The sequence below is a fragment of the Streptomyces sp. NBC_01224 genome, from assembly GCF_036002945.1.
Taxonomy (GTDB): domain Bacteria; phylum Actinomycetota; class Actinomycetes; order Streptomycetales; family Streptomycetaceae; genus Streptomyces.
On record NZ_CP108529.1, the window covers coordinates 635,506 to 647,707 of the forward strand.

A 12,202-nucleotide genomic window follows, 5' to 3' on the forward strand; every position below is an offset into this window, starting at 1 on the left:
GTTCGTCTCCAATTCCGGTTCGTACAGCGGATTCAACGGATTCAGCGGATCGAGGTGTTGGTGTGCGTGGTGACCCAGTCGATCAGGCGGCGGGAGTAGTCCTCCCGGTGCGAGGGCCGGCCGTCCAGGAGGAACAGGTGCGAGCCGCCGGGGTACACGACCAGCCGGACCGGCACGTCCCGGCTGCGCAGGGCGTGGAACCACTGCTCGGCCTGGCCGACGGGGCAGGTGTCGTCCGTACCGCCGTGCAGGATCAGGGTGGGCGCACGCACCGCGTCGGCATGGCTGATCGGCGAGAGCGCCGTCAGCCGTTCCGGGTCGCCGATCTCGTGGGCGGCAATCAGATGTCCTTCTTCCGAGGTGCCGGCCATGCTCTTCAGATCGACCAGGATGCCGCCCGGTACGACGGCGGCGAAGAGGTCGCTGCGGGCGGAGAGCCAGCAGGTCAGATAGCCGCCGTAGCTGTAGCCGGTGAGCGCGATCCGTTCCGGATCGACGATCCCCTCGGCGACGAGGGTGGCGACCGGTTGCAGGATGTCCTGCTCGTCGGTCTCGCCCCAGGCGCCCACGGCGGCCGTGTAGAACGCCTCGCCGTAGCCGTCGCTGCCGCGGACGTTCAGCGTCAGGATCGTCCAGCCCTGCGAGGCCAGCTCCTGGTGGTAGAGGTGGACCGGGTCGGAGTGCGGCGCCCACGCGTTGTGCGGGCCGCCGTGCACGTCGACCAGCAGCGGCCCGCCCGCGGGGGTCTGCGCGGCACGGGTGATCATGCCGTGCACCACTGTCCCGTCCGAGATGGTGAACTCGCGTTCGGTGACCGGGTGGAGAGCGATCTCGGGCAGTGACCGGGCCATGTGGTCGGTGAGTCGCGCGGGCTGTCGCCCGGCCGAGGGCTCGCCCGGTTCCCCGGACGTCCAGGCGTCCAGGTCGAGCAGAGCGATCTCGGCGAAGCTCGCCGCGTCGGAGACCACCACCGCCGCTCGCCCGGCCTTCGTCGCGACCGAGCAGCCGCTGACCCCGGTTCCGGCGGGCAGCGGGGAGGCGCTGATCCCGGCCGCGTCCACCCGGTACAGGCGTGTGGCGCCCCGGTCGCGGGCACAGAACACGATGTTGTCACCGTGGAACTGCGGCAGCGCACCCGGGTAGCCCGGGCCGCCGCCCATGACGTTGCGGTCCAGGGCTGCGCTGAGGGACACCGGCGCCGATCCGTCCAGGGGCTGGCGCAACAACTCCAGGTGGCCGACGCCGAACGTGTTCCGGCCGACGACAAGCAGCGCGGACCCGTCGGGGAACCAGCTCACGGGGCCGACGAGACCGCCGGCCGGGCCGACGCGGCGGGGCTCGGACGCCTCTTCCCCGACCCCTACGACATGAGCGGCCGAGGTGCCGAGCACAGCCGCGTCCGGGCCGCTCTGCGCCGGGTAGGCGAGCTGTGTGCCGTCGGGCGACCAGGTGGGCGAGCCGGCGTGCCGGTCGGCCTCGGTGAGCTGCCTGACCTCGCCCGATTCCGCCCCGACCACGAACAGTTGTGTCCGGACCGACCCGATCAGTCCGACGCCGTCCGCCTTCCAGCCGAGGGCGTCGATGACCACGGGTGCGCTGTCGTCGCGCCGGGTCGCGGGGGCCGAGAACGCGATCCGTGATCCGTCCGGGCTCCAGACCGGTGTGCCCGCCCCCGCCGGGCACCGGGCGGGCGTGGTGAGCGCTACGGCCTCCCCTCCGTCGACGGGCAGCAGATGGAGCTGCCCCTCGCGCAGGAACGCCAGTTGCGTCCCGTCCGGGGACCAGCGCGGCACGGTGTCCGCGGGACCGAGGGTGAGCCGCCTGGACGGGCCGCCTGCGCTGCGTACCTCCCAGATGGAACGCACCACGCGGTCGTTCTCGGCGTCCTGGGTGGTCAGCGTGTAGGCGACGCGTTCGCCGTCGGGGGACAGTGCGGGATCGCCGGGGATCTCGAACCTGTACAAGTCGTCGATCGTCAGCGGCCGGGTCATGACGCCTCCTCGGCGAGGGCAAAGGTGGGTACGCAGGAGATCAGGTTCCGGGTCGCCGGGTGCTCCGGTCGCTCCAGCACCCGTTCGGTGGGGCCGCACTCGACGAGGTGCCCGCCGTCCATCACGGCGACCTGGTCGGACAAGTAGCGGACGACCGCGAGGTTGTGGGAGATGAAGAGCATCGCGAAGCCCAGTTCGCGCTGGAGCCGGCGGAGCAGATTGAGCACCGCGCCCTGTACGGACACGTCCAGGGCCGAGGTGATCTCGTCCGCGATCAGCACGGCGGGCCTGGCTGCCAGGGCCCTTGCCAGGGCCACCCGCTGGCGCTGGCCGCCCGAGAGCGCGTCCGGGGTGAGCACAGCCCGTGCGGGGTCGATGCCGACGAGCTCCAGGTAGCGGGCCACCTCCGCGTCGCATGCGGCGCGGCGTTCACGTGCTGGTGCCTTGCGGGCGGGTGTTTCGCGTGAGACTGCTTCGCGGGGCAGTGCTTCGGCGACCGTTGCGCCGATGGTCATGCGCGGGTCGAGCGAGGCGTACGGATTCTGGAACACCAGCTGTACCGGGCTGCGCCCGCGCCGGCGCCCGGCATCGCTCCTCCCGGCGACCAACACGCGCCCGGACTGCATCGGGGCCAGCCCGACAACGGCCTTCCCGAGAGTCGATTTACCCGACCCCGATCCGCCCACCAGTCCGGTGACCGTGCCCTCAGGCACCAGCAGGTCGACGTTCTCCACCGCGGTGAAGCGGCCGTAGCGCACGGTGATCCCGCGCAGTTCGAGTGAGCTCATGACGTTGCCTCCGCTCCGTGTGAGGTGGCCCGGTCGGGGGCGCCTGCCGATACCGCGTCCACCGGGTACCAGCAGGCGACGTGTCGGCCCGGCCCGAAGCCGGCCAGCTCGGGGGCGTCGTCGTGGCAGCGTTCCCGGGCGCGTTCGCAGCGCGGCGCGAAGGGGCATCCCGCGCCGGTCTCCCCCGGTTCCGGCGGTCGGCCGGGGATCGTCGCCAGCTCGGTGCCGGGATCCGTGGCCATCGTCGGAACCGCCCCCACCAGTGCCCGGGTGTACGGATGGGCCGCGCCGCCGACCAGCTGGGCAACCGGGAGGTCCTCGACGATCAGGCCTCCGTACATCACCAGGACCCGTTCGCAGACCTGGGCGACGACGGCGAGGTCGTGCGAGATCAGGAGCAGCGCGGCACCGGAGTCCTCACGTACCTCGGCGAGCAGGTCGAGCACCTGTTGCTGGACGGCCACGTCGAGCGCCGTGGTCGGCTCATCGGCGATGATCAGTTTCGGCTCCCCCATCAGGCCCATCGCGATGACGGCCCGCTGTCGCATCCCGCCGGAGTACTCGTGCGGCCGCTGCCGGGCGCGCCGCTCCGGCGAGGGGATACGGACGGCGCCGAGCCGGTCGACGGCGCGTGCCGTGGCCTGTCCCCGGGTCTCGCCGAGGTGCACCTCGGCCACCTCGGCGAGCTGGCGCCCCACGCGCAGGGCCGGATTGAGCGAGGCCATCGGGTCCTGGAAGACCATGGCCAGTTCGGTGCCCAGGCGCGGGTCCGCCCGCAGATCGTGCCCGTCGAAGCGAAGGGTGCCGGCGAAGACCCGTCCGGGATGCGGGACGAGGTCCGCCAGGGCCAGCGCGGTCAGGCTCTTTCCGGAACCCGATTCGCCGACCAGGCCGACGGCCTCTCCCACGCCGATGCTCAACGAGATCCCGCGTACGGCCTGGCGCCCGCCCGGGAACGTCACCCGCAGATCCCGCGCCCGGACCAATGCCCCGCCGTCACCGTCAGGGGCTGCTTCGTCCTGCGGCTTCACCTGCTGCTGCGGCGTCGCCTCCCGGGCCTGCGGCGCACGTCGGCCGCCGGCCTGTGCGAGTACTTCACCGACCAGCCCGAACATCAGCCCCGTGAGGACCACGGCCGCGCCGGGCGCGAGTGCCGCGGCCGGGTTCACATAGATCCGGTTCAACTGCTCATTGAGCAGCCGCCCCCAGTCGTACTCCGGCGGCTGTACGCCCAGTCCGAGGAACGAGAGGCCGGAGAAGGCGACCAGGATGCCCCCTGCCGCCTGGGTGGCGAACAACACCGACGGCTCGGCGATGTTGGGGAGCAGATGACGTACCACCAGCTTGAATCGGCCCACGCCGAGGATCCGTGCCGCAGCGACATAGTCCGAGCCCGCGATCGACGCGGTCAGGTTCTGCACCAGCCGTGCCATGGGCGGGACCATGGCCAGCCCCACGGCGAACACCGCGCCGGTGCTGCCCACCCCGAAGATCGTGGCGAGGAAGAGCAGGAACAGCAGCCCGGGAAAGGCGACCAGTACGCCCACGGTGGCGGTGATCAGCCGACCGAGGCGTCGGCCCACGACCGCCGGTGCCACACCGAGCAGCAGCCCGCCGCCGACCCCGATCGCGGCTGCCAGCAGAGTGAGTCGCAGGGTCAGCCGGGTCGCCACCACCACACGGGCGGCGATGTCGCGGCCGAGCTGGTCGGTGCCCAGGAGATGGGCGGCACTGCTGCCCTGGTTGATCGCGTCCGTGTCGATCCGCGCGGCCTGATCGCCGAGCAGGACGGGCCCGAACACGGCGACCAGCGCCACCAGCAGGCAGGCGGTGAGAGCGGTGATTCCGACCGGCGTCCTGAGTGTGCGCCCCAGCCGGTGCCGTAGCGAGCTGTCTTGGTCCTGATGAGACATCGTCAACTCCCGCGGACGGTGGACTGGGGGTCGGCGACGGCCACGGCCACGTCGACGGCGAAGGTGATCAGCAGTGCGGCAGCCCCGTAGACCAGCACGACGCCCTGGACCAGCGGATAGTCCTTCTCGGTGATCGCCTGGACGATCGTCGTGCCGAGGCCGGGCCAGGCGAAGACGTTCTCGACCAGTACGGTGCCGGCGAGCAGCGAACTGAACAGCAGGCCGCCCAGGGTGAGCGAGGAGGTCAGCAGATTGGGCAGCGCGTGCCGCAGATAGCGCAGCCGGGCCGGAAGTCGCTTCGCCCGCGCCGTACGCATGTAGTCCTCGCCGAGCACCCGCAGGGTCTCCACCCTGACGATGCGCGACAGCGTGGCCGCCGGGACGACGCTCAGGGCCAGCACCGGCAGTACGTACGATTCCATGCCGCCCCGCGACGCCACCGGGAAGACCGGCCAGGCCACGGCGAACGCCGCGATCAGCCCGACCGCCAGCAGGAATTCGGGCACCGCGCCCAGGAAGCCGGTGACACCAGTGAAGGCGAGCTCGCCGCGCCGTCTGCGGCCGTCCTTGGTCAGCACGGCCGCCGTCATCCCGACCGGGATGGCAAGCAGCAGGATCAGTACGAACGCGGGGACGGCGATCTGCAGGGTCGCCGGGAGCCGGCTGGAGATGATCTCGGAGACGGGCATCTGTGCGCCGATCGAGTCACCGAGCCGGCCCTGGAAGAGATGGACCACGAAGTCGCCGTACTGCTTCAGCAGCGGCTGGTCCAGGCCGAGCGAGTGTCTGCGGGCGGCGATCAGCGCCGGGTCGGCGGCGGTGCCGAGGGCCGTCCGCACCGGGTCGCCGGGGATCAGATGGATCATCGCGAAGGCTGCCGTGACCAGCGCGGCCAGCGACACCATCAGCCGCCAGGTGCGGCGCAGGGCGAATCCGACCCAGGGGCTGCGAACCGTCGTACCCAGGGAGTTCAGGGTGATCGTCGCCATCAGCCGGCGCTCCGCCGCAGAGTGCTGGGAATGATGCCGGCGCCATCCACCTTGAAGGTGATGCCCTTTCCGTAGTACCGGAGCGGCCTGCTGACGATGGGCACGATGTCGACGTCCTTGACCAGGGCGGCATCGGCCGCTTCCCACAGGGCACATCCCGGGGCGCCGATCCTGGCCGAGGCCTGCGCGGCGAGGCGGTGGTAGTCGGGGTTGGTGATGGAGCCGAAGTTGTTGCCCTTGGGCGGTGGCGGCCCGTCGTAGAACTGGGTCAGCTGGTCCGGGAGCGTGACTCCGATGGGTGCCCAGGCGACGTCCCAGTCGCCGCCGCTGAGGGTACTGAGGATGCTGGAGGAACCCGTGGGCTTCGCCGATGCCTTCACGCCGAATGACGTCCACTGCTGGACGGCCAGTTCGACTGCCGAGGCGACCTGTGCGCCCTGATTGGTCGGATAACTGAGCCCGACGGTGAGGGGCTTGCCGCCCTTGGTCCAGGTGCCGCCGGTCTTCGCCCAGCCGGCGGCGGTGAGCGCGGCGGCGGCCTGCGCGGGGTCATGGCCGGGGAGGTTCCCGGTCACCGTGTCGCCGGTACAGGGGGTGGGGGTGGTCTCGCCGATCGCGGTGGCGGGTTTGCCCTTGCCGCCGGTGGCCACGTTTCCGAGCTGCTTCAGATCCAGTACGGAGACCAAGGCCTTGCGCACCGCCGGGTCGGCGCCCGGACGGCCGACGGCCTGGTTGAACAGGAACTGCCCGAACAGCGCCTCGATGCTCTCGTTCTTCACCCCGGCCGCGTCCAGCCGTTCCTGGTCGGCACCGCTGATCAACGCCCCGCTGATCTGTCCGGCCATCAGGAGATTGGCTGCGGTCGACTCGTTGGCGACCACCTTGAACACCAGCTTGCCGGGGAGGCCCGCGCCGGTGGATCCGCGGGGCCCCCAGGCGTATCCGTCCCGCTTGACATACGTGTAGTGGTCGCCCGGAACCGCTTCGGTCAGCCGGTACGGTCCGCTCGCGCCGGTGGCCTTGGCCAGCGCGTTGGGCGCCGCCAGGCTCTTCTTGCAGAGCAACGGCAGCAGCCGGGCCATCTGCACGATGAATGGCGCGGGTTTCGTCGTGGTCACGGTGACGGTCCGGTTCGCCCTGTCGGCCTTCGCGACAGCGGTGACGGGGACGGACAGCCCGAGCAGCGGAGACTGGTTCTTCGGATCGGCGATGTGGTTGTACTCGGCGGCCACATCGTCCGCCGTGAGCGGCGAGCCGTCCTCGCAGGTCACTCCGGAGCGGATGGTGAACTGCGCGGTGGTGGGCGTGGCGGACCATTTCTCGGCCACCCCTGGAATCAGCGAACCGTCGGCTGCGAAATGCACGAGCGTGTCGTACGCGAAGGAGTTCATCGAAATTGCCGTGCTGGCCAGCGCCGTGGTGGGGCTGAGTGTGCCCGGGTCGGCGGCGACGGCGAGCACCACCGTCGACCCGTCACCGCCGTCGGCGGACGAGCCGCCATCGCAGGCGGCCGCGGTGGCGACCAGGCCGAGCACCGTGGCCACCGCGGCCGCCGACCGGGTCCTGCGCGTGGTTCTGCTACTCGTCTCCGTGCCTGCGGTGCTGGCCATGGTCACCTCCGAGGGAGCGGCACGCCGCCGCCGAGTGAGGGAACATTAGGCAGCCGCACACCGGCCCCGAGTGGTCGCGAAGCACGAAAAACTGCCGTGCCGACGGTGCGCCACGACGAAGACGAACGCGAGAGTGCGAGGGCGTGAACAGTCCGGTCGCGCGGGGAGAAATCCGGTCGCGCGGGAATCGGGTCCCTGGCAGCCTGTGGCGCGTGGCCCCCCAGCACCAGATACGAGCCCACTACGACGCACAAACGATCGTGGTCTACCAGGCGTACTCACCGGCAGTCGCTGATCCGTCCCTACGGGCGAAAGGGTTCGTGCCACCGTTCTCGTTCAACCGGATGACCTGGATCAAACCGTCGTTCCTGTGGCTCATGCACCGTAGTAACTGGGCACAGAAGTCGGGACAGGAACGCATCCTCGCGGTACGGATCACCCGTGCCGGATGGGAGGAGGCCCTCTCCCGGGCCGTGCTGACGACGGCCGACCCGGCGGCCGTCGCCCGGGCCCCCGTACACGTCCAGTGGGATCCCGAACGCTCGCTGCGGGGAGCCGCGCTCAATCACTACAGCATCCAGGTCGGGGTCGGACGCGGGCTGATCCACACGTTCGCGGAGGACTGGGTCGTCGACCTGACCGACGTCACTCCACAGGCCCGCAAGATCGCGGCACTCAAGCAGAGCGGCCGGGCAGCGCAGGCCCAGCGGCTGCTTCCGCCCGAGCGGATCTACCCTGTGTCACCGGCCATCGCGAGGAATGTCCTCATCGACGCGTGAGCGCCGCCCCGTACCGGCCTCGGCTCATGCGCCCGGCCGCTGAGCTGCTCAGTCGGCATAGCTCTGGAACCAGTGGGTGTCGAAGCCTTTGCTCCCATGCCCGCGCCTGCGAGTTGCGGATGCCGAACACACATCGTCCGCCGTCGGACAGGGCGAGCCGAATCGCTGCGAGCGACGAACGCAGTCCATCGTCGGTGACGAAAACCTGGAACACGTTGCTCACCATGACAGCAAGCCCGAACTCTCCTTCTCACACGGCTTCTTCGGCTCTTCCCAGAACCCACTCGATGTCGCCCCGCCTGCTCGCCCGGTCCAGTGCGGCGCCATCGGGGTCCAGCCCGTCCGTTCCATCGAACGCAAGGGCAGCCGCAGTGTCTTCCGGAGGCGGCGCGGAAACAGTGGGCGCAGGCAGCGCTGCGGGCCCGGGATCGCCAAATGCGCCACAGCGGGTTCCTGTTGACCGACGGTCCGTGACTGCGCTCCCCGCAGATGCACCTCCGGCAGGAGGTGCATCCCCATCCGGATCGTCGCCGGTGATCAACACCTCAGGCAAGCGCGGTTGGCATATGTGAGGATCTGGCCATGAGTACATCTTCGCAGTCACCGGCCGACAGGCTTCAGACGGACCGGCCGCATTCGGCACGTGTGTGGAACTACCTCCTGGGCGGCAAGGACAACTACTCCGTCGACCACCAAATGGGCGACATGATCCTCAAGGCTTTCCCGGACTTCGCCGCCATCGCCCGCCTCCAGCGTGCCTTCCTCGCCCGCGCTGTGAGCTTCCTGACCGCAGAGGCGGGCATCCGTCAATTCCTCGACATAGGCACGGGCCTGCCGACGGCCGACAACACGCACGAGGTGGCCCAGCGGGTGGCCCCGGATTCCCGGATTGTGTACGTCGACAACGACCCGCTCGTCCTGACCCATGCCCGCGCCCTGCTCACCAGCACTCCCGAAGGCGCGTGCGCATACATCGACGCCGACGTCAGGGACGCCGACGCGATTCTCGCCGAGGCCGCCGAGACGCTGGACTTCAGCCGGCCTGTCGGGCTGACCATGCTGGGGATCATGGGGCAGCTCCCCGATGAGGACGACCCGTGGGCGCTGGTCGACCGGCTGCTGGCCGCGCTCCCCTCAGGAAGCTATCTGGCCCTCAGCGACGGCACGAACACGAGTGACTCGCTGAACCAGGCCGTCGCCTCCTACAACGCGAACTCGGCAAGCTCTTACCATCTGCGCAGCCCTGAGCGGATCGCCGACTTCTTCCACGGCCTGGACGTGGTGGAGCCGGGCGTCGTGCGGACGGCGGCCTGGCGCCCCGATCCCGGCCAGAGCCCGGCAGACGCCCTGCAGGGTCATGCGGTGAGCGGCGTCGGACTCAAGGTCTGAGACACCGGGGTCCTCCAGCGCCGAGGCCGCACGGTCCGCGACCTCGGCTCCGGAGGACCAGGGGTAGAACACGGATTGGAATGCGCCGACGCCGTCCGACGGCAGAACACGCCCCCGCTCGCGTCGAGTTCTACCGGCGCTCGAGCGAGCCTCGCACGAAGGCCGCCTGGCCCGCGTGCTGCAGGTCGTCCGCGATGACGCTGATCAGACGGACCCCGAGGGTGACCGGCGGCGACCATGCCTCGTCGACGATGCGGTTCAGAGCCCGGCCGTCGAGCCCACTGACGAAGCCGAGAGTCTGTTCATGGACGTCGTCGTAGTAGCCGAGCAGCAGTTCGGGCGAGCCCACCTGCACAGCCGCGACGTCCGCGGTGCTGTGTCCGTACCCGGTGGCATCCTTCGCGAAGGGCAGATCGAAGCGGGAGGCCCAGTCCCGGGTGAACCAGACCTGCTCGATACCTGCCGCATCCGAGATGTGGTCGTCCTGGATCCGGGTGAGGTGCCACACGAGCCACGCGATCGTGTTCGCTCCGTCGTCGAGGCGAGCGTGGAGGTCGGCGCGTGAAAGGCCCTCGACCACCGAGTGCACCGTCTCCTGGACGCGAGTGAACGCGTCCGTCAAAAGGTCAGCACTGTTCATGCCATCACCATCTCCGTTCTCGCGCTCCTCCCCTGCCACCGACACGCGCCGCACCCGACTCGGCCGCCGGTCACCACCCCTGACGCACAGGGGCAATTCAGCATTCCGCGTAGGGTGGAGACATGAATTGACGCATGTCCGGAATCCGGGTACCCCCGTGGCCTCCTTCGCACCTGGACGAACCCGATTCCGACGAGGGAGAAGAACCGACATGACCACGTCGAACCCCATCGACGTCCCCGACGCGTTCGCCGCGTCGTACGGCCGGAACGGCGGCGCGTCCGGCCGTGCCTGGATCGCCGCGCTGCCGGGACTGGCCGCGGAGTTCCTGGACCGTTGGGCACTGCGGCCGGACGGCCCCGCGGCACATGGCATGGCCCAGGTCGCCATCGCCACTGCCCTTCTGAACCGATAGGCGCAGGAGTGCTGCCCGGAAAGCCGGATGCCGGTTCAGACCGGCGGGGCCGCGGGCGCTGCGGCCGGAGCCGTTCTGAGGTGGTCGGCGCCCGAGTGCACCGCCCACACGAAGACACCGAGGGACACGGCCGCGACCGCCACGGAGTCGTACGGTGCCGGCAGGCGGCCGGAACCGCCGAAGGTACCGAGCCATGACAGCAGCGTCAGCGCGGCCAGATGAAAGACCAGCCAGGCGCCGTGGAGCAACTCGGCGCGCGGCGAGGGCCCCTCGGTACCACGCTGCTGCAGCAGGAACAGCGGGACGCCGAGCAGGACGAGCGGCAGTGCGAGCCGCAGGTTGTGCCACCCCGACCAGAAGACGAACTCGCCGGCCACGATGAAACTGACCGGCGCGATCCAACGCACCCCCGGCACCTCGCCCTCAGTCCGTGGCACTTCGCTCTCCCGCTCATGTGCCCGGAACGCCGCGACGGCGACCGCCGATGCCGCGTAGATGAGCAGATACATGTCGCCCATCACGCTCACGATGTCCTGCCAGCCGCCGAACGGCAGCATGAAGACGATGATGACGGCAAGGTTGAGCGCCAGCGCCCGGTGTGCCATGCCGGACCGGGGATCGATCCGCATGAAGAAGCGGGGCAGCAGGCCGTTCTTGGCGAGCGCGTACGTGTGCCGGGCATCGATCGCCACCCCCACGTAGGCCGAACCGCCGGGAGAGATCACAGCGTCGGCGTAGAGCAGGGTGGCCAGCCAGTGCAGATTGAGCACCAGGGCGAGCTGCCCGAACGGCGACTCGAAGTCGACTCCCTGCCAGCCGTTGCCCAGCAGGGACTCGGGCACCGTGAAAAGGAAGGCCAGTTGGAGCCCCAGGTAGACCAGAACGGCAAGACCGATGCCGGTGAGCACCGCGGCCGGCACGTTACGGCGTGGATTGCGGGCCTCTCCCGAGAAGTCGAGCGGGGCCTGGAAGCCGTTGACGGAGTAGACGATGCCGCCACCGGCGAGAGCGGTCAGGCATGCCGCGTAGCCGTACGGTGCGAAGCCGCCGTGGTCGGTGAGGCGTCCGGAATGGGTGCCCGAGAGGAACAGCGCAGTGACCGTGACGACGGGGACGACGACCTTGAACACCGACACCAGGTTGTTCAGCCGGGCGAACATCCGCACGGCGAACCAGTTGAGCGCGGTCAGCACGACGCTCAGCGCGACAGCCACACCGAGGCCCGTGGCGCTGAGGCTGCCGCCGTCGTACAAGCCCGGCAGATAGTGCGCGGCGTACTGCATGATGGCGCTGATCTCCGCCGCCGTACCGCCGACCGAGAGCAGGACGGACCAGCCGATCACCGTACCGACCAGCCGCCCGCTCGCGTACAGCGGCCAGCGCACGGTGCCTCCGCCCTCCGGACGGGTGGCCCCGAGTTCCACCATGACCAGAGCGACCAAGCCGCAGAGCGCACCGGCCGCGATCCAGGAGAGCAGGGCGGCCGGCCCGGCGGTCCGGGCGGCGTACATGGCCGCGAACAGCCACCCGGATCCCAGGATGTTGGAGAACCCGATCGCGGTCAGGCCCCAGAATCCGAGATCCTTGCGGAGCCGGCGCTCCTCGACCAGCACCGCAGGGGCGGCGAGCGACTCCGTCGGCTCGTTCTGCGGCACGTGGCACGTCTCCTCGGACGGTCGGGGACATAC

Annotated in this window: 10 protein-coding genes; 3 read left to right on the forward strand and 7 right to left on the reverse strand. The window is 70.1% G+C overall.

All coding sequences use genetic code 11. The features are described from left to right. Positions 1 to 41: 41 nt before the first annotated feature. Genes OG609_RS02775 through OG609_RS02795 form a run of 5 tightly spaced genes read right to left on the reverse strand, consistent with a single transcriptional unit; the run spans position 42 to position 7,291 of the window. Positions 42 to 1,991, reverse strand: coding sequence for a S9 family peptidase (locus OG609_RS02775; protein ID WP_327271271.1), 1,950 nt, complete (start codon positions 1,989 to 1,991; stop codon positions 42 to 44). Continuing rightward, positions 1,988 to 2,779 (reverse strand): ABC transporter ATP-binding protein, encoded by a 792-nt coding sequence (locus tag OG609_RS02780; protein ID WP_327271272.1) that lies wholly within the window; start codon positions 2,777 to 2,779, stop codon positions 1,988 to 1,990. The genes OG609_RS02775 and OG609_RS02780 overlap by 4 nt, the downstream gene beginning before the upstream one ends. After that, the gene (locus OG609_RS02785) at positions 2,776 to 4,692 is read right to left on the reverse strand and encodes a dipeptide/oligopeptide/nickel ABC transporter permease/ATP-binding protein (protein ID WP_327271273.1); all 1,917 of its coding nucleotides are present in this window, start codon (positions 4,690 to 4,692) and stop codon (positions 2,776 to 2,778) included. Before OG609_RS02785 ends, OG609_RS02780 begins: the two co-directional genes overlap by 4 nt. 2 nt (positions 4,693 to 4,694) lie before the next feature. After that, complete coding sequence (locus OG609_RS02790; RefSeq protein ID WP_327271274.1) at positions 4,695 to 5,681, reverse strand: ABC transporter permease; 987 nt, start codon at positions 5,679 to 5,681, stop codon at positions 4,695 to 4,697. Continuing rightward, positions 5,681 to 7,291 (reverse strand): ABC transporter substrate-binding protein, encoded by a 1,611-nt coding sequence (locus tag OG609_RS02795; protein ID WP_327271275.1) that lies wholly within the window; start codon positions 7,289 to 7,291, stop codon positions 5,681 to 5,683. The genes OG609_RS02790 and OG609_RS02795 overlap by 1 nt, the downstream gene beginning before the upstream one ends. 212 nt (positions 7,292 to 7,503) lie before the next feature. Between OG609_RS02795 and OG609_RS02800 the strand changes: the two genes are divergently transcribed. Both OG609_RS02800 and OG609_RS02805 read left to right on the forward strand, forming a co-directional pair. Next, entirely contained in the window at positions 7,504 to 8,070 is a 567-nt protein-coding gene (locus tag OG609_RS02800) for a DUF4291 domain-containing protein (RefSeq protein ID WP_327271276.1), read from the forward strand. Between the two features lie 582 nt (positions 8,071 to 8,652). Then, positions 8,653 to 9,459, forward strand: coding sequence for an SAM-dependent methyltransferase (locus OG609_RS02805; protein ID WP_327271277.1), 807 nt, complete (start codon positions 8,653 to 8,655; stop codon positions 9,457 to 9,459). A gap of 130 nt (positions 9,460 to 9,589) precedes the next feature. Here OG609_RS02805 and OG609_RS02810 read toward each other — a convergent pair whose 3' ends face one another. Continuing rightward, on the reverse strand, positions 9,590 to 10,099 hold the full coding sequence (locus OG609_RS02810) for a mycothiol transferase (protein WP_327271278.1): 510 nt from the start codon (positions 10,097 to 10,099) through the stop codon (positions 9,590 to 9,592). A gap of 211 nt (positions 10,100 to 10,310) precedes the next feature. Here OG609_RS02810 and OG609_RS02815 point away from each other — a divergent pair, with 211 nt between their 5' ends. Beyond that, positions 10,311 to 10,514: a hypothetical protein gene (locus OG609_RS02815; RefSeq protein ID WP_385654732.1), complete on the forward strand. Its 204-nt coding sequence runs from the start codon at positions 10,311 to 10,313 to the stop codon at positions 10,512 to 10,514. A gap of 35 nt (positions 10,515 to 10,549) precedes the next feature. On the opposite strand, the gene OG609_RS02820 is transcribed toward OG609_RS02815, so the two are convergent. Then, a complete protein-coding gene (locus tag OG609_RS02820) occupies positions 10,550 to 12,169 on the reverse strand; it encodes an APC family permease (RefSeq protein ID WP_327271279.1) in 1,620 nt (539 codons plus the stop codon). Positions 12,170 to 12,202 lie beyond the last annotated feature (33 nt).